This is a genomic window from Jejuia pallidilutea, assembly GCF_002973595.1.
In the GTDB taxonomy this organism is placed as follows: domain Bacteria; phylum Bacteroidota; class Bacteroidia; order Flavobacteriales; family Flavobacteriaceae; genus Jejuia; species Jejuia pallidilutea.
In genome coordinates this window covers 102,085-119,877 of record NZ_PVEO01000001.1, presented here as the reverse complement: position 1 = coordinate 119,877, position 17,793 = coordinate 102,085, and the positions used below count along the sequence as shown (strand labels likewise).

Below are 17,793 nucleotides of genomic sequence, written 5' to 3'. Positions count from 1 at the left end.
CTCATCTGTTCAATGGCACGGTTTTTTCAGTAATTTAGTGAATTGATAAATGAATTTAAAGGCTTTTATTCAAGATATGAAAGATATGATGAAAAAGAATTATAAGGTGCTATTATTAGTACTGTTATTGGCTTTTGCCTCTTGCAGTTTTACTTCAAAAACATTTGATGACACCGATAAGGATAAACTATTAATACAGGTAGTTACCTATGTATTACAGTCTGGACACTTCGATCCTATTAAACTAAACGATAGTTTTTCTGAAGAATTATTTAGCGATTACATAGAACAAATAGATCCTGTGAAACGCTATTTCTATAAATCAGACTTTAAGGAATTTGAAAAATATAAGACAGAGATAGACGACCAGTTAAAAGCGTTCGATATTACGTTTTTTAACGTGGTTCACAGTCGTATGATGCAACGTATAGAAGAGTCTAAAGCAATTTATAAAGAAGTACTGTCTACCCCTTTCGATTATTCTATAGATGAAACTTTTGATACGGATTATGATAAGATTGATTTTGTAAGCAATAAGGCAGAAATGAAAGAGCGTTGGAGGAAGCAATTAAAATTTTCTACGCTTTCCAATTACGATGATATTTATCAGCAAGAACAACAGGCTAAGAAAAAAGATCCATCGTACACCATGAAAACAGCTGTTGAAATAGAAAAAGAAGCTCGTGAAGCAACCTTAAAATCTATCAATGTTTATTTTAATGACAATATAGACGATTTAACTCGTGAAGACTGGTTTTCAACCTACGTTAATGCTATTGTAGAGGAATTCGATCCGCATACGTATTATCTAGCGCCAAAAGGAAAAGAGGATTTTGATACCCAAATGTCTGGCAAATTAGAAGGTATAGGAGCTAGATTAACCAAGCGTATGGATTACATAAAAATTGTAGAGTTAATTTCTGGTGGACCTGCATGGAGGAGTCAATTGCTTGAAGTTGAAGATGTTATTTTAAAAGTTAAGCAAGAAGATGAAGAAGTAGGTATTGATATTGTAGGTATGCGAATTAGTGATGCCGTAAAATATATTAAAGGGCCAAAAGGTACAAAAGTAACATTAACCATTAAGAAGGTTGATGGTACTATAAAAGATGTAACCATTGTGCGCGATGTAGTAGAATTAGGGGAAACTTATGCAAAGGCTTCTATAGTTGAAAAAGATGATAGAAAATTTGGTATTATTAATCTACCACGTTTTTATGTAGATTTTGAAGATTATAAAAACCTTAATGCTGCTAATGATGTTCGTAAGGAAATTGAGCGTTTAAAGGCAGACGGAATGGAAGGTCTTATTTTAGATTTACGAAATAACGGTGGAGGTTCATTGCCCGCAGTGGTAGATATGGCTGGTTTATTTATTAAGGAGGGTCCAGTAGTACAAGTACGGTCTACGGGAGCACCAAAAGAAGTGCTTCGCGATAGGGACGAATCTATCTCATGGGATGGTCCATTGGTAATTTTGGTAAACGAATTGTCGGCATCTGCTTCCGAAATTATGGCAGCAGCAATGCAAGATTATAAGCGCGCTATTGTTATTGGTAGCAAACAAACTTATGGAAAAGGCACTGTGCAGAATGTATATAATCTTAACAACTTGGTAAGAAACAATACTAGCGGCGATTTAGGTGCTTTAGCATTTACAACACAAAAATATTACAGAATTAACGGTGGTTCGGTACAACTAGAAGGTGTAAAAAGTGATGTGCAAGTGCCAGGGCGTTTTAGTTTTATTGAAGTAGGAGAGAAGGAAAAGGAAAATCCGTTGCCTTATGATGAAATAGACCCTGCAGATTATAAAACCTGGGATAGTTATTTTGATTACGATACCGCTATAAACAAAAGCAAAGAGCGATTGAGTAATAATAGCCAGTTAAAACTAATTGAAGAAAATGCCAAATGGGTAAAAAGTCAAATTGATGAAACCGAGTTTTCATTAAACTACGAAACCTACAAAAAGCAATTAGAAGCAAACGAGGAGGAAGCTAAACGTTTTGATGCTATTTCAGATTACAAAACCAATTTAACCTTTTTGCCTACTGGTTTCGAAAAACAGTTATTTGAAAGCGATACAACCAACTTGCAAGAAAAGCGAGAGCGGTGGTATCAAAATTTAAGTAAAGATGTATATGTTGAAGAAGCTGTAAATGTGCTTGAGGATTTAAAAATGGCATATAGCATAAAAAAAGTAGCTAAGGTAAAAGACTAAGGCTTAATGGGTAACACATCAAACTCACTAAAACAACTAGCGCTCCAAAAGTTTAAAAAGAATTTTTGGGGCGTTTTCAGTTTTTGGTTTATTGTACTTGTAGGGTTTGTTTCTATTTTCGCTTACGTATTAGCGCCCGATAATTCACAGTATGCCAACCAAATGCATCTATCTATTCATTCTAAACCTCCTGGGTTTAAGGTAACAATGCTAACTATACCCTCTCAAGTTAAAAATAAACAAAGTTTTTTCGATAAAATCTTTTTTGGAATAGAAAACACAGATACCGAAGTGCCTATTTCTGAATATGTTATTAAAGATAGTTTGCTAAATTATACCGAATATGCAACAGATGGATTAAAAGGTGTTGAGAAATCCGTGGCGTTGGCTAATTTTCCTAGTACTGAAATTAAAGATTTTATAAAGGAAAAGCGTTTTGTTTTTGGTACCGATAAGTATGGCCGTGATTTACTAAGTAGGGTTTTAGTTGGTGCTAGAATTTCCTTTTTTATTGGTTTTGTAGCGGTATTTATTTCCTTACTTATAGGGGTGCTAATGGGAAGTATGGCAGGTTATTTTGGAGGTAAAGTAGATGCTGTAATTATGTGGATAATTAATGTTACGTGGTCTATTCCAACATTACTCTTAGTAATAGCAATAACACTGGCACTAGGTAAAGGGTTTTGGCAGGTATTTATTGCGGTGGGTTTAACTATGTGGGTTGAGGTGGCTCGTGTAGTACGCGGACAAATTATTAGCACTAAAGAAATGCAATACGTTACCGCTGCCCGGGCACTAGGTTACAACGATTTTAGAATTATTACCAAACACATTTTGCCAAATATAATGGCGCCTGTTATTGTAATTTCCGCAGCAAATTTTGCTGCTGCCATCTTAATAGAAAGCGGACTTAGTTTTTTGGGTATTGGTGCACAACCGCCCATGGCAAGTTGGGGGGCTATGATAAAAGACCACTACAATTATATTATTTTAGGTAAACCTTATTTGGCAATGATACCAGGGCTTTGTATCATGAGTTTGGTAATGGCGTTCATGTTAATTGGTAATGCCCTTAGGGATGCTATGGATGTTAAGGGGTAGGGTTTTGTTTGTAGTAATATTTAAAAAAAGTATTCCATTTTTTTGATTTAAGATTTTTTATCATAAAATCTGGTCTCGATTCCCCATTAAATATTAAAACCTCTCCGTTAGGTTTAAATAAGGCATAAGATCCGCATAAAGTTGGACTTTTAAATATGTTATTTCTGAAGAAGTTGTTTGTGTCCGTATAAAAGTATTCGTATTTGCTCTTTGGCTTATTTTTTAAAAAAATACCTTGTTCAAATAAACATATAAATATGGTTCCCGTATGCTTTATTTTTTTAATTTGGGGTTTGTAATACCTTTTCATTTCTTTTATTTCGGTTCTTGCCCATTTATTGTCTATAGATGTAGAACACAAGTCGTCTTTGTAATAGTAAGAAATAAAAATATTTTTTGAGCTATCAATAACTCTACTAGTAAGGTTTTCTATTTGCTTTTTTATTTCATTAATTTGAATTTTTCCAGCAACATAAACGTTTTTTTTAATTGGCAATAACGTTTTCCGTCTTTTCCAATATAATCCCATCGTGTTCGCAGTGTATCTCTATCTCTCCATTTTACTTGAAATTCTGTAAATGAGATTTCTTTTCCAGTTGTATCTAGGTAAACTTTGTCTTGACAAAAAAGATTGCCTAATGGTATTAAAACGACTAGTGATATAATAAAAAAAAGCTTCATCTAAAATGCTTTAGTTCAATCCCTCAATATAATCCAGAACATCATCTTTTCCTATGCTTTTAGAGGCAGAGGTTACAAAGTAATTGGGCATATCTTCCCAAAATTCTAGCATAACGGTTTTGTACTCTGCAATGTGGTTTTCAATGGCTTTGGGTTTTAATTTATCTGCTTTTGTAAATATAATAGAGAAGGGTATACCGTGCTCTCCCATCCATTGCATAAATTCTAAATCTATAGGTTGTGGTTTGTGGCGAATATCTACCAATACAAAGGCGGTTACTAACTGTTCTCTTTGTGCAAAATATTCGGTAATAAATTTTTGAAATACCTTTTTCGTGCTTTTAGAAACCCGTGCATAACCATAGCCAGGTAAATCTACCAAATGCCAATTTTTATTAATTAAAAAGTGATTAATAAGTTGCGTTTTTCCTGGTTTTCCAGAAGTTTTTGCTAAACTCTTACGTCCTGTTAACATGTTAATTAACGAGGATTTTCCAACATTACTTCTGCCAATAAATGCATATTCTGGTAGGCTGCTTTTGGGGCATTTTGCAACATCAGAATTACTTACAACAAATTCGGCAGATTTAATTTTCATTATTTTATTACTTCCGCCACAAGGCGAAAATCTCTTATTTTAGAACTATTGGTTTTTGTTTTGTAGTTTAGAGATTGCGTTTGGTTAACCACCCATCAAGTATTTTGTTAAATTCTTCAGGATGCTCCATCATAGCTGCGTGCCCACATTTGTCAATCCAATATAAATCGGCATCAGGTAACAGGTTTTGAAATTCTTCGGCAACTTCAGGTGGTGTAACGTTGTCGTTTTTGCCCCAAATAATACAGGTAGGTGTATTCATTTTGGGTAAATCTTTCGCCATGTTATGTCTAATGGCGCTTTTAGCAATCGCTAAAGTTTTAATTAATTTGTTACGGTCGTTTACTGTGGCATAAACCTCGTCTACAATATCTTTAGTGGCAACATCGGGGTCGTAAAACACGTCCTGGGCTTTCTTTTTAATAACCTCGTAATCACTACGTTTTGTATAGCCACTGCCCATGGCGCTTTCGTAAAGTCCAGAACTTCCAGTAATTACAAGTCCTTTAATTTTTTCTGGATATAGTTTGGTGTGGTACAAGCCAATATGTCCGCCTAAGGAATTTCCTAACAAAATCACTTCTTCAAACCCTTTAAATTCTATAAAATCGTGTAAATATTTAGCAAAACTTTTTACGTTGGTTTTTAGTAGCGACATGCTATATATGGGTAATTCTGGAATTACAACCTTGTAGCCTTTATTGCTAAAATAGTGCTTTACAGCATCAAAATTACTCAATCCTCCCATTAAACCGTGTAGCACGATAATAGGCGTGCCTTCGCCAACCTCTATGTAACTATAGTCTTTCTCTTTTCTTAAGCTATCCCCCATTAATCTTATGTTCATCCTTTTACTTTCAAAACAAATATAGTTAAATCATTCATATTTTAAAGGGTTTAATTTTTTAGTGGTAAAGGGTGTGCGTTTAGTGTGTTGTCAACATCGGTTAATAACAAATTGTCCCACTTTTTAATTGCTTGATAATGAGGTTTTAGATTTATTAAAATGGTTTGAAAAGCCATAAATAAACGCTCTTAATCGAAAATTTATCAACAAAAGTGGTAAAGAGTGGTAAAACGTGGTAAATTTTAAATATATTTGAATCTTAAACACCAAAACCTGAAACTGTTATAGTGCATTCATTAATAGGAACATACAATTGTAAAGTCGATGTAAAAGGTCGAATGATGATTCCTGCTGGCATGAAAAAACAGTTAATGCCAATTCTTGACGATGGTTTTGTATTACGGCGTTCTGTGTTTCAAACCTGTTTAGAATTGTATCCAATGGCGGAATGGCAGCTGTTAATGCAGAAAATGAACAGGTTAAATAGGTTTAAAAAAAAGAATAACGATTTTATCAGGCGCTTTAGTGCTGGCGCTAGAATTGTTGAAGTTGATGGAAATGGAAGATTGTTAATTCCAAAGGATTTAACGGTTTTTGCGAACATTTCAAAAGACATTGTGCTTTCACCATCGATAAATATTATCGAGATATGGGATAAGGCATTATATGAGCAGTCTATTGATGACGCGGCTCTGGATTTTGCTGATTTAGCTGAAGAAGTAATGGGGCAAGACGATGACGGCGATGTATCATAATCCAGTATTATTAAAGGAAACCGTTGATGGTTTAAACATAAAGCCAGATGGAGTTTATGTAGATGTTACGTTTGGTGGTGGTGGCCACAGTAGGGGGATTCTAGATCGATTGGGAGTAAACGGAAGGTTGTACGCTTTCGATCAGGACTTAGATGCGTTGGCCAATGCAATTGATGATGATCGTTTCGTACTGATAAATGAAAACTTCAGGTATGTAAAGCGTTTTTTAAGATTTCACGGTGTTAAAGAGGTTGATGGTGTATTGGCCGATTTTGGCGTATCGTCCCATCAGTTTGATGTTGCAGAACGAGGGTTTTCAACACGATTTGAAGCAAAATTAGACATGCGAATGAACCAACAAAACGAATTGTCTGCATACCACGTGGTAAATGAATATGATGAGGAGCGGTTAAGGTTGGTGTTTTCGCAATATGGTGAGTTAAGACCAGCTGCTGCCATGGCAAGATTAATTGTAGAGCGTAGGCAAGATAAACCTATTGTAACTAGTGAGGAATTAAAGACGGTGCTGAAGAAATTTTTACCGCCTAGGCATGAGAATAAAATTTTGGCTCAAATCTATCAGGCTATTCGTATTGAGGTAAATCAAGAGATTGAAGCTTTAAAAGAGTTCTTGTTGCAAACGCCAGAGATTTTAAAACAAGGTGGGAGGCTAAGTTTTATTTCGTACCACTCTTTAGAGGATAGATTGGTAAAGCGCTTTATTAGAAACGGTTTGTTTGAAGGAGAGCCAGAGCGTGATATGTTTGGAAATTTTGAGGTGCCTCTAAAAAAAATAAATGGTTTAATAGTGCCAACAAAAGAGGAAATCAAAAAAAATAACAGAGCAAGAAGTGCAAAACTTAGAATAGCTGAAAAGCTATAATTTAATTAAGCAAGTCTAAATTCTTTCCCAAAAGGGAAGATGGCTATAAAAGTTATACGGTAAGCAGAGTGAAGAAGAATATCTATAACATATTAAAGGGTACATTTCTAGTAAGTGACGATTCGTTTAAAAACTGGCGTATCATCATTTTTATATCTGTTTTAGCAATAATTATGATTGCAAGTTCGCATAGTGCAGATGAGAAAGTGCATGAAATTGCCCGATTAACAAATGAGGTTAAGGAAATGCGATCTGCATTTGTAGATGGGCGCTCTAGGTTGATGCGATTAAAAATGGAATCGGCAGTAGTAGCAAAAATGAAAGAAAAAGGTTTGGCGCCTTCGGTGATACCGCCGCAAAAAATAAAAGTAAAATCTAAAGATTAAAATAAACCTTGGCAGTAAGCGAGAAAAACATATTAAACCGATTGTATTTCATAGCAGGATGTATGTTCATCTTCGGTATTGCTGTTATGGTAAAGTTGGCTAATATCCAATTTGTGCAAGGCGATGAATATCGAGCTAAGGCTAGTGAGCGTATTGTTAAAGATTTTGTTATTCCAGCAAACCGTGGTAATGTGTATTCTGTTAATGGTAATTTATTGGCAACTTCTATACCTAAGTACGATATTAGGTTTGATGCCCTAACGCCAACATCTTCAATTTTTGAGGAAAATTTAAAAACGCTTTGCGACTCTTTGGCGAAATTTCCTGGTAGAAAAACGTCATCTCAATACCAGCGTTTGATACGTAAGGCAAGAGCTAACAAAAACAGGTATCTCCTTCTGGCTAAAAATTTAGGGTATTTAGAGTATATGCGAATGCGCACTTTCCCAATGTTAAAGCTTAGTCCGTTTAAAGGAGGATTAATTGTGGAGCAAAAAACAAAGCGCGAGCATCCTATGGGAGGTATTGCACAACGTACTATTGGTTACGAGCGTATAGACGAGGAAGGAAACGTAACACGCCCAGGTCTAGATGGGGCTTTTGGTGTAAAATATTTAAGAGGGACAGATGGTAAGCATGCCAAACAGCAAATTGGTAAAAACCAATGGAAGCCCATTGTAGATTATAACAAAATTGAGCCAAAGGACGGGTTGGATGTGTACACAACAATAGATGTTAATATTCAAGACATTGCACACCATGCACTTTTAAAACAGCTGGAGTATTATGAAGCTGAGCATGGTTGTGTAGTTGTAATGGAAGTGGAGACTGGTGAAATTAGGGCAATATCTAATTTGGGAAGAACTGAAAAAGGTACGTATTATGAGCGGTTAAATTATGCTGTAGGAGAATCGCATGAACCTGGTTCAACATTTAAAGTTATGGCACTTATGGCGGCTTTAGAAGATAAAGTTGTGGATACGGCTACTATAGTTGATACAAAAAAAGGGGTGAAGACGTTTTACAGAAGAAAAATTTACGATTCGCATCATGGGGGTTATGGTGAAATTTCTGTAGCTAAAGCCTTAGAAGTGTCTTCAAATATTGGTTTAGCTACCATTATTGATGAAAATTATGCCGATAATCCTGAAAGGTTTTTAAAGTACATAGATAAATGGTCCTTAAACAAAACTTTAAACTTACCAATAATTGGTGAGGGTAAGCCTGTTATACCAAAACCGGGGGATAAACTGTGGAGCAAAAACGCATTACCTTCCATGGCTTATGGTTACAACTTAAGATTAACCCCTCTACAAACATTAACGTTTTATAATGCCATTGCCAATAATGGTGTTATGGTAAAACCTCGCTTTTTAAAATCGGTTAGGGAATTTGAAGATGTAGTTGAAGCTTTTGATAAAGAGGTAATTAAGTCTAAAATATGCTCTGATAAAACACTTGGGGAAATTCAAGAAATTTTAAAGAATGTTGTAGAACGTGGTACAGGAAAACGTTTGTACTCGCCACATTTTTCTATGGCAGGAAAAACAGGAACCGCACAAACAGAGTACTGGATGGAAGATTGGAAAGAGAACAAACGTTATGTGTCTTCGTTTGCTGGATATTTTCCAGTAGAAAATCCAAAATATTCCTGTATCGTGGTTATTCATAAACCAAGTACACAAAAAGGATATTATGGCGCCGATGTGTCGGGTCCGGTCTTCAAAAGTATAGCTCAAAAAATATTTACAGATACACCGTTAATAGACGAAATAGAATCTTTAGAGGTGCAGCATGCTTCTGTAAAAAAACAATTTGAAAGTTATTATAATACCGCACAAACTTATAGAACCATTATGCCAAATGTTGTAGGTTTACCCGCTATGGATGCCATAGCTTTATTAGAAAATATGGGGCTTAAGGTAAGTTTTAAAGGGTCTGGAGTGGTAAAAAAACAATCGGTTGCTAAAGGGCAAAAAGTAAAAAAGAATCAAAATGTTGTTTTAGAAATATCGTGAATGTACTAAAGGACATATTATATAAGGTAAACCTGAATGCTGTTGTTGGTAGCACAAACATTGCTATAAATAGTATCGATTTCGATTCTAGAAATATAGCCAATAACGATGTGTTTGTGGCTATTCGAGGCACCGTGGTAGACGGGCATAATTATATAAATGTGGCTATAGATAAAGGTGCATTGGCAATTATATGCGAAACTTTACCTGCAAAATTAGTTGATGGGATTACTTACGTAGAGGTTGACAACTCAAACAAAGCACTGGCAATTATGTCTTCAAATTATTTCGATGCCCCTTCGGATAATTTGAAGCTTGTTGGTGTAACAGGTACAAATGGAAAAACTACGGTTACCACCCTGTTGTATCAATTGTTTAAAAATGCGGGATACAAGGTTGGGTTGTTGTCTACGGTAAAAGTTTTGGTTGATGATGTAGAGTATAAAGCTACACATACCACACCAGACTCCCTTACCATTAATAAGTATTTAAAGCTAATGAATGAGGCGGGTGTAGAATTCTGCTTTATGGAGGTGAGTTCTCATGGAATTCATCAAAGTAGAACAGAAGGTTTAAGGTTTGAAGGGGGTGTGTTTACCAATTTGTCTCATGACCATCTAGATTATCATAAAACGTTTGCAGAATACAGAGATGTGAAGAAATCCTTTTTTGACGGTTTAGGTAAACATGCATTTGCATTGTCTAACACCGACGATAAAAACGGACTAATAATGCTGCAAAATACTAATGCAAAAAAATACACTTATGCGCTAAAAGGTTATGCAGACTATAAAGCGCAAATTCTAGAAAATGAATTTAGTGGTTTGTTGCTTACTATAGAAGGAAGTGAAGTATGGACACGCTTAATAGGAAATTTTAATGCCTACAACGTACTTGCAATTTACGCAACCGCAGAATTGCTTGGTTTAGAAAAGGTAGAAATTTTACGTTTAATAAGTGAATTGAAAAGTGTAAGTGGACGTTTTCAATATCTAGTGTCTGATGAAAAAATTACAGCAATTGTAGATTATGCCCATACTCCTGATGCTTTAAAAAATGTATTAGAAACCATAAATAGTATTCGCACCAAAAACGAATCTTTAATAACTGTTGTGGGGTGCGGTGGCGATAGAGATAAAACCAAACGTCCTAAAATGGCGCATATTGCTTCAGAATTAAGTACAAAAGTCATTTTTACAAGTGATAATCCAAGAAGCGAATCGCCTGTAGCAATTATTGAGGATATGGAGAAAGGTGTTGAGCCTCAAAACTTTAAAAAAACACTGTCTATTGTAGATAGAAAACAGGCCATTAAAACGGCATGTCAATTAGCAGAAGCAAACGATATTATTTTAATAGCAGGAAAAGGACACGAAACCTATCAAGAAATAAAGGGAGAGCGTTTCGATTTTGATGATTATAAAATAGTACAAGAATTTTTAAAACAGTTACAAAAATAATGTCATTCAGAGCGTAAGCGAAGAATCTCAAAATATAACAGATGTTATACTACCTATTTGATTATTTAGAAAAGCAATTCCAGTTTCCTGGAGCTACTCTTTTTGGTTTTTTAACCTTTAGAGGTGCTCTAGCTATGATTTTGTCTTTGCTAATTTCTACCATTTATGGAAAGCGTATCATTCGGTTTTTACAAAATAAACAAATGGGCGAAACCATACGGGATTTAGGTCTTGAAGGTCAGGCAGAAAAAGCGGGAACACCAACAATGGGTGGTATTATTATAATTTTAGCAACATTAATTCCAGTGTTTCTATTGGCTAAACTAGAAAATGTATACATTATTTTGCTCATCATCACTACGGTTTGGATGGGTATTATTGGGTTTTTAGATGATTACATCAAAAAATTTAAAAACGATAAAGAAGGTTTAAAAGGACGATTTAAAGTAATGGGGCAAATTGGTTTGGGGCTCATTGTTGGGTTAGCGCTTTATTTTAATGATAACGTTACTATTAAAGAAAAACTTCCTGTAAGCCAGCAACAAGAATTATTGGCTGCAGACCCTGATTTGCCAATTACAAAACTGTTTAGTAGTGAAGAAAAATCTACTAAAACCACAATTCCTTTTGTAAAAAATAATGAGTTTGATTATGCCAATTTAATCACTTGGATTAGTCCAGAGCTTGAAAAGTATGCATGGGTAATTTTTGTGCTAGTAGCAATTTTTATAATAACTGCGGTGTCAAATGGCGCAAACCTTACTGATGGTATAGATGGTTTAGCCGCAGGTACTTCTGCCATAATAGTGTTAACACTGGGCATTTTTGCTTGGGTATCTGGTAATATTATTTTCTCAGAATACCTAAATATCATGTATATCCCACGAGTAGAGGAAATTACCATTTATATAGCTGCTTTTGTAGGTGCTTTAATTGGGTTTTTATGGTATAACACCTATCCAGCACAAGTGTTTATGGGTGATACAGGCAGCTTAACTATTGGCGGAATTATAGCGGTAATAGCTATTGCCGTTAGAAAGGAATGGTTAATACCTGTGTTGTGCGGAATTTTTCTTGTAGAAAACTTGTCGGTAGTAATGCAGGTAAGTTGGTTTAAATACACCAAAAAGAAATATGGTGAGGGACGTCGCATTTTTAAAATGTCGCCATTACATCACCATTATCAAAAATTAGGTTACCATGAAAGTAAAATTGTAACTCGATTTTGGATTGTGGGTATTCTATTAGCTATCATTTCAATAGTAACGTTGAAGATAAGGTAAATATGGTTTTGCCCTGCAGGGGTGTTAAAATCTTAGAGGTGTAGTAAAGCAATGAGAGAAGAACTATCACATAAGAGTAATCAGCTCTCCTCCTTTGAAGGAGTTGTGGGAGGTTCCTTAGTTGTATTAGGCGGAGGAGAAAGTGGCGTAGGTACTGCGCTTTTAGGAAAAGCTAGGGGGTATGAGGTGTTTGTTTCCGATAAAGGAAAAATAAAAGAATCATACAAAAACGTTCTTATACATAATGAGATTGAATGGGAGGAAGGGCAGCATACCGAATCTAAAATTTTGAATGCTGATGTAGTAATGAAAAGCCCAGGTATTCCAGGAACGGTTTCCTTAATTGATACAATTAGAAAACACAACATTCCAATAGTTTCAGAAATTGAGTTTGCATCAAAATTTACAGCTGCAACTATAGTTGGAATTACTGGAAGCAATGGTAAAACTACTACAGCTACACTAACGCATCATTTGTTAAAAGACGAACTTAATGTTGGGCTAGCTGGAAATATAGGAGAAAGTTTTGCAAACCAGGTTCTTGAGAAGAATTTTGAAAACTATGTTTTAGAAATTAGCAGTTTTCAATTGGATGATATTGTTGGTTTTAAACCAAGAATAGCGGTAATAACCAATATTACTCCAGACCATTTAGACAGATATAATTATCAATTTGAAAATTATATTAGGGCTAAATTCAAAATAGCAAAGAATCAAACAGCGGATGATTATTTGATTTATGATGCGGATGATGAAGTAATAGTCAACCATTTAAAAACCAATCCAGTTCAATCTACATTACTACCGTTTTCATTAAAAAAAACAATTGAAAACGGTGCATATTTTAAAAATAACGAACTCATAATAACGATAGATAACAATAAAATAATTATGCCAACAAAAAACTTAGCCTTAGAAGGGAAACACAACATTAAAAATGCAATGGCTGCAACCACAGTGGCACATTTGTTAAAAATTAGAAAACAAACCATACGCGAAAGTCTAGAGAATTTTCAAGGCGTAGAGCATAGACTGGAGCAGGTACTTAAGATTAATAAAGTACAATATATTAACGACTCTAAAGCTACCAATGTAAACGCAACCTATTATGCTTTAGAGAGTATGGATGCGCCTACAGTTTGGATTGTTGGTGGAGTGGATAAAGGCAACGATTACCGCGAACTATTTCCGTTTGTAAACGAAAAAGTAAAGGCCATAATTTGTTTAGGGGTAGATAACCAAAAACTTATGGATACGTTTGGTAATATGGTTGATGTTATTGTTGAAACCCAATATATGAGCGAAGCAGTAAAAATAGCTTATAAGGTGGCCGAAGCAGGAGATAATGTGCTATTGTCGCCAGCATGCGCTAGTTTCGATTTGTTTGAAAATTATGAAGATAGAGGGCGCCAATTTAAAGATGCAGTAAGAAATTTATAATGTCATATTAATGTCATCGTATCTAATGCACTAAATAATAATTAAAACACTAAAATTTTCTTTTTAGAAGGCTTTCAATAGCGTAAGTAAAAATGCAGCAAATATTTAAAAATATAAAAGGAGATCGGTTAATATGGGCAATAGTGGCGCTATTGGCTATTCTATCGTTTTTGCCGGTATACAGTGCTGCTAGTAATTTGGCTTACCGAGGTGGTGGCAGTAATACTTTTACTTTTTTTATAAAACATTTTGTGCATTTATTGCTAGGGTTTTCTATTATGTATGGGGTTCATAAAATTCCTTACCGTTATTTTAGAGGGTTGTCGTTGGTAATGATTCCTATTGTTTTGGTGTTGTTAGCTATTACAATTTTACAAGGTACAACCGTAGAAGGCGCAAGTGCAAGCAGATGGATACAAATACCGTTTGTAAACATGTCGTTTCAAACATCAACTTTTGCAGCGGTAGTGCTTATGATTTATGTGGCGCGGTATTTGTCTAAAATGAAAGATAAAACCATAACATTTAAATCTTCCATATTGCCATTGTGGATACCGGTGTTTTTGGTGTTGGCCCTAATTTTACCATCTAATTTTTCTACAACTGCCATAATATTTACAATGGTATTGGTATTGGTATTTTTAGGAGGGTATCCTGTAAAATATTTGGCTGTTATTCTAGGTTCTGGCATAATAGCATTAACCTTTTTTGTATTAGTAGCCAAAACAACTGAAGGGCCTTTAAGGGTAAAAGTAAATACTTGGGAAAACAGAATTAAAAATTATTGGAATGGTGAAGATACAGAGGCAGATTATCAAATAGAAAAAGCTAAAATAGCCATTGCTTCAGGAAAAATTAAAGGGGTTGGCCCAGGAAAAAGTATTCAAAAGAATTTTTTACCCCAATCATCATCAGATTTCATATTTGCCATTATTATTGAAGAATATGGTCTTATTGGTGGGTTTTTAATAATGCTTTTGTATTTGTGGTTATTATTTAGGGTGGTAATAGTAGCCCAAAAAGCTGATACTGTTTTTGGTAAATTATTGGTTTTAGGTGTTGGTTTGCCAATAATTTTTCAAGCATTAATAAATATGGCGGTAGCTGTAGAATTATTTCCAGTTACTGGGCAAACCTTACCACTTATTAGTAGTGGTGGTACTTCTATTTGGATGACCTGTCTTGCGATTGGTATAATTTTAAGTGTAAGTGCGAGGCGAGAAGAAATAAAACAACAAGAAATAAATGAAGATAATCCGTTAGAAATCCTTTCGGAAACCATTTGATGATTACGATTAATGAAAGAACTATTAAAAAATACAACCAGAAAGTATGCTTCAGGTTATTGGAGATTGTGTGCTAAGTTTCCGGTTTCTAGGGAGTATAATGCGTATAGTGATCAATTAATAAGAGGTTCTGGTGCTGTAGAGGGAAATTATAGAGTGGCATGTAGGGCTAAATTTATGCTGATTTTATAAACAAGTTAAAGATGGTCGAAGCGGAGGAAGATGAAAGTATATATTTTTAAGAATTGTTTTTAGAAATAAGCTATAAAGAACATAAAAAAAATAAAGTGATTGCATAAAGATGGTTGGGGTATTGTCAATTTTAGAAGCGTCAATTAAAACGATGGGGAATCGTAAATGGTAAATTGTGAATTGTAAATTGAAAACATATAAAATTATATTATCTGGTGGTGGCACAGGAGGACATATTTATCCTGCAATTGCAATTGCTAATGAATTAAAAGCAAGATTTCCAGAATCTGAGTTTCTGTTTGTAGGAGCGAAAGATAGAATGGAAATGGAAAAAGTGCCAAAAGCAGGTTACGCAATTAAAGGCCTTTGGATTTCGGGAATACAAAGACGGCTAACGTTAAAAAACCTTATGTTTCCGTTTAAAGTTTTAAGTAGTATTTGGAAAGCGCGGAAAATAATTAAATCCTTTAAACCAGATGTGGCCATAGGTACGGGTGGTTTTGCAAGCGGGCCATTATTGTTTGTGGCGGCTTCAAAAAATATTCCAACCTTAATACAAGAGCAAAATTCGTATCCAGGGATTACTAATAAGTTGCTTTCAAAAAAAGCAAATAAAATATGTGTTGCTTACCAAGGGTTGGAGCGGTTTTTTCCAAAGGAAAAAATTAAAATTACAGGAAACCCTGTGCGGCAAGACTTATTAAGTATTGCTGGAAAAGCGGCTGAGGCAAAAAAGCATTTCAATCTAAAAGAAGGTAAGTGTACTTTGTTGGTTCTTGGTGGTAGTTTGGGAGCAAGACGTATTAATGAATTGATTGAAAAGGAGCTTGATTTTTTTGATGTTCATAACGTAGAAATTATATGGCAGTGTGGTAAGTTGTATTACCAACAATATAAACTTTATGGTAATTCTAAAACTGTTAGGGTTTACGAATTTTTAAACCAAATGGATTTGGCATATGCTGCGGCAGATATTATAATTTCTAGGGCGGGAGCAAGTTCGGTGTCAGAATTATGTATTGTGGGTAAGCCCGTAATTTTTATACCGTCACCAAATGTAGCCGAAGATCATCAAACTAAAAATGCTATGGCGGTTGTTAATAAAGAAGCTGCTATGATAATTAAGGAAGAGGATCTAGGAGCTGATTTTGAAAATAAATTTTCACAGTTAATCGCATCAAAAGAAAAACAACAAAAATTGAGTGAAAATATAAAAGAGTTAGCATTGGTTAACGCAACAAAAGATATAGCAGACGAAGTAGAAGCATTACTAAAAAAATGAATTTAAATAGCGTACATAACGTCTTTTTTATAGGTGTCGGAGGTATCGGTATGAGTGCTTTGGCGCGCTATTTTAAATCTGTTGGAAAACACGTTTCAGGATACGATAAAACACGCTCTGAAATTACCGATGCACTGGAAAGTTCTGGAATTCCTGTTCATTTTGAAGATGATACAAAGCATATAAATGAAGTGTTTCGAAACAAGGCGCATACGCTAGTAGTTTATACGCCGGCAATTCCAAAACAACAGTCGCAATTACAGTATTTTATAGCACATGGTTTCAATGTAATGAAACGTTCTAAAGTACTAGGTTTAATTACAGAAAACACCTTTTGTTTAGCTGTTGCAGGTACCCATGGAAAAACAACAACAACTAGTATTTTGGGGCATCTTTTATATCAATCTGGTGTTAGGTTAACTGCGTTTTTAGGTGGTATTAGCGAAAATTATAATTCTAATTTAATTTTGAATGGCGATGAAGTTTCAGTAGTTGAAGCTGATGAGTTCGATAGGTCGTTTTTAACCTTGTCTCCAAATTTAGCTTGCATCACTTCTATGGATGCAGACCACTTGGATATTTACGGCAATGCAACAGAATTACAAAAATCATTCGAAGACTTTTCAAAAAAAATAAAACCTCAGGGAAAACTATTTGTTAGAAATGGTTTGCCTATTCAAGGTATTACCTATGGTATAGAAGATAATGCTGCATATGCTGTTCAGAATATAAAAATAGAAAACGGCGCTTATATTTTTGATATTAAAACACCAGAAACTACTATAAAAAACTTGGAGTTTAATCTACCAGGAAGACACAACCTATCAAACGCATTAGTGGCAATGGCAATGGCTGCTGAATTTGGAGTCTCTCACCAGCAGCTTGCCGATGCTTTAGCTACATACAAGGGAGTTAAGCGTAGGTTTACCTATCACATTAAAACAAACGATTTAGTGTTTATAGACGATTATGCGCACCATCCAGAAGAGATTAATGCGGTACACGCCGCCATTAGAGAAATGTACCCAGACAAAAAGGTGCTGGCCATATTCCAACCGCATCTGTATAGTAGAACACGAGATTTTATAGATGATTTTGCTAAAAGCTTATCTCAATTTGATGAATTGATGTTACTAGATATTTATCCAGCTAGGGAGCTGCCTATAGAAGGTGTAACTTCAAACTGGCTTTTAAGTAAAATAAAAAATACTAATAAAAAACTGGTAAGTAAACAGGATTTAATCTCTGAAATACGTAAAAGTTCTGCACAAGTAATTTTAACTATTGGGGCTGGTGATATTGGAGAAGAAGTAAAACAAATAAAAAAAGAATTAAGCGTTGCGAGTTAACTGGAATT

The 17,793-nt window shown here is 34.8% G+C and carries 16 protein-coding genes; 13 read left to right on the top strand and 3 right to left on the bottom strand.

What is annotated here, in order from left to right; translation table 11 throughout:
• The first annotated feature begins 88 nt into the window (after window positions 1-88).
• A complete protein-coding gene (locus tag CLV33_RS00570) occupies window positions 89-2,224 on the top strand; it encodes a carboxy terminal-processing peptidase (RefSeq protein ID WP_105472723.1) in 2,136 nt (711 codons plus the stop codon).
• 6 nt (window positions 2,225-2,230) lie between these two features.
• Window positions 2,231-3,325, top strand: coding sequence for an ABC transporter permease (locus tag CLV33_RS00565; RefSeq protein ID WP_105472266.1), 1,095 nt, complete (start codon window positions 2,231-2,233; stop codon window positions 3,323-3,325).
• On the opposite strand, the gene CLV33_RS00560 is transcribed toward CLV33_RS00565, so the two are convergent.
• The 3 genes from CLV33_RS00560 to CLV33_RS00545 form a co-directional block, all read right to left on the bottom strand.
• A complete protein-coding gene (locus tag CLV33_RS00560) occupies window positions 3,315-3,854 on the bottom strand; it encodes a hypothetical protein (protein WP_170063951.1) in 540 nt (179 codons plus the stop codon). The two genes, CLV33_RS00565 and CLV33_RS00560, sit on opposite strands and share 11 nt — an antisense overlap.
• 162 nt (window positions 3,855-4,016) lie before the next feature.
• On the bottom strand, window positions 4,017-4,604 hold the full coding sequence (gene yihA / locus CLV33_RS00550; RefSeq protein WP_042245030.1) for a ribosome biogenesis GTP-binding protein YihA/YsxC: 588 nt from the start codon (window positions 4,602-4,604) through the stop codon (window positions 4,017-4,019).
• Between the two features lie 67 nt (window positions 4,605-4,671).
• On the bottom strand, window positions 4,672-5,436 hold the full coding sequence (locus tag CLV33_RS00545) for an alpha/beta fold hydrolase (protein WP_042245027.1): 765 nt from the start codon (window positions 5,434-5,436) through the stop codon (window positions 4,672-4,674).
• 302 nt (window positions 5,437-5,738) lie between these two features.
• Here CLV33_RS00545 and mraZ point away from each other — a divergent pair, with 302 nt between their 5' ends.
• From mraZ to murC, 11 genes are all read left to right on the top strand, one after another.
• Window positions 5,739-6,206, top strand: a complete 468-nt coding sequence (gene mraZ / locus CLV33_RS00540) for a division/cell wall cluster transcriptional repressor MraZ (RefSeq protein ID WP_105472263.1) — start codon at window positions 5,739-5,741, stop codon at window positions 6,204-6,206.
• Entirely contained in the window at window positions 6,187-7,089 is a 903-nt protein-coding gene (gene rsmH, locus CLV33_RS00535; protein ID WP_105472262.1) for a 16S rRNA (cytosine(1402)-N(4))-methyltransferase RsmH, read from the top strand. The genes mraZ and rsmH overlap by 20 nt, the downstream gene beginning before the upstream one ends.
• 68 nt (window positions 7,090-7,157) lie before the next feature.
• Complete coding sequence (locus tag CLV33_RS00530) at window positions 7,158-7,475, top strand: FtsL-like putative cell division protein (RefSeq protein ID WP_042245021.1); 318 nt, start codon at window positions 7,158-7,160, stop codon at window positions 7,473-7,475.
• A gap of 62 nt (window positions 7,476-7,537) precedes the next feature.
• A complete protein-coding gene (locus tag CLV33_RS00525) occupies window positions 7,538-9,493 on the top strand; it encodes a penicillin-binding protein (protein WP_105472261.1) in 1,956 nt (651 codons plus the stop codon).
• Complete coding sequence (locus CLV33_RS00520; RefSeq protein WP_105472260.1) at window positions 9,490-10,953, top strand: UDP-N-acetylmuramoyl-L-alanyl-D-glutamate--2,6-diaminopimelate ligase; 1,464 nt, start codon at window positions 9,490-9,492, stop codon at window positions 10,951-10,953. Before CLV33_RS00525 ends, CLV33_RS00520 begins: the two co-directional genes overlap by 4 nt.
• Window positions 10,954-10,994: 41 nt before the next feature.
• Window positions 10,995-12,236: a phospho-N-acetylmuramoyl-pentapeptide-transferase gene (gene mraY, locus CLV33_RS00515; protein ID WP_105472259.1), complete on the top strand. Its 1,242-nt coding sequence runs from the start codon at window positions 10,995-10,997 to the stop codon at window positions 12,234-12,236.
• 51 nt (window positions 12,237-12,287) lie between these two features.
• Window positions 12,288-13,676, top strand: a complete 1,389-nt coding sequence (gene murD, locus CLV33_RS00510; RefSeq protein ID WP_105472258.1) for a UDP-N-acetylmuramoyl-L-alanine--D-glutamate ligase — start codon at window positions 12,288-12,290, stop codon at window positions 13,674-13,676.
• 92 nt (window positions 13,677-13,768) lie between these two features.
• Window positions 13,769-14,962, top strand: coding sequence for an FtsW/RodA/SpoVE family cell cycle protein (locus tag CLV33_RS00505; protein WP_105472257.1), 1,194 nt, complete (start codon window positions 13,769-13,771; stop codon window positions 14,960-14,962).
• A gap of 12 nt (window positions 14,963-14,974) precedes the next feature.
• Window positions 14,975-15,154, top strand: coding sequence for a hypothetical protein (locus tag CLV33_RS00500; RefSeq protein WP_105472256.1), 180 nt, complete (start codon window positions 14,975-14,977; stop codon window positions 15,152-15,154).
• A 187-nt stretch (window positions 15,155-15,341) separates the two neighbouring features.
• Window positions 15,342-16,436, top strand: coding sequence for an undecaprenyldiphospho-muramoylpentapeptide beta-N-acetylglucosaminyltransferase (gene murG, locus CLV33_RS00495; RefSeq protein WP_105472255.1), 1,095 nt, complete (start codon window positions 15,342-15,344; stop codon window positions 16,434-16,436).
• A complete protein-coding gene (gene murC / locus CLV33_RS00490) occupies window positions 16,433-17,785 on the top strand; it encodes a UDP-N-acetylmuramate--L-alanine ligase (protein WP_105472254.1) in 1,353 nt (450 codons plus the stop codon). Before murG ends, murC begins: the two co-directional genes overlap by 4 nt.
• Window positions 17,786-17,793: the final 8 nt, after the last annotated feature.

Bases quoted from the DNA above. Each gene is read 5' to 3' on its own strand.
- CLV33_RS00570 (WP_105472723.1), top strand. From the start codon at position 89: ATGAAAAAGAATTATAAGGTGCTATTATTAGTACTGTTATTGGCTTTT.
- CLV33_RS00565 (WP_105472266.1), top strand. From the start codon at position 2,231: ATGGGTAACACATCAAACTCACTAAAACAACTAGCGCTCCAAAAGTTT.
- CLV33_RS00560 (WP_170063951.1), bottom strand. From the start codon at position 3,854: ATGGGATTATATTGGAAAAGACGGAAAACGTTATTGCCAATTAAAAAA.
- yihA (WP_042245030.1), bottom strand. From the start codon at position 4,604: ATGAAAATTAAATCTGCCGAATTTGTTGTAAGTAATTCTGATGTTGCA.
- CLV33_RS00545 (WP_042245027.1), bottom strand. From the start codon at position 5,436: ATGGGGGATAGCTTAAGAAAAGAGAAAGACTATAGTTACATAGAGGTT.
- rsmH (WP_105472262.1), top strand. From the start codon at position 6,187: ATGACGGCGATGTATCATAATCCAGTATTATTAAAGGAAACCGTTGAT.
- CLV33_RS00525 (WP_105472261.1), top strand. From the start codon at position 7,538: ATGTTCATCTTCGGTATTGCTGTTATGGTAAAGTTGGCTAATATCCAA.
- mraY (WP_105472259.1), top strand. From the start codon at position 10,995: ATGTTATACTACCTATTTGATTATTTAGAAAAGCAATTCCAGTTTCCT.
- murD (WP_105472258.1), top strand. From the start codon at position 12,288: ATGAGAGAAGAACTATCACATAAGAGTAATCAGCTCTCCTCCTTTGAA.
- CLV33_RS00505 (WP_105472257.1), top strand. From the start codon at position 13,769: ATGCAGCAAATATTTAAAAATATAAAAGGAGATCGGTTAATATGGGCA.
- CLV33_RS00500 (WP_105472256.1), top strand. From the start codon at position 14,975: ATGAAAGAACTATTAAAAAATACAACCAGAAAGTATGCTTCAGGTTAT.
- murC (WP_105472254.1), top strand. From the start codon at position 16,433: ATGAATTTAAATAGCGTACATAACGTCTTTTTTATAGGTGTCGGAGGT.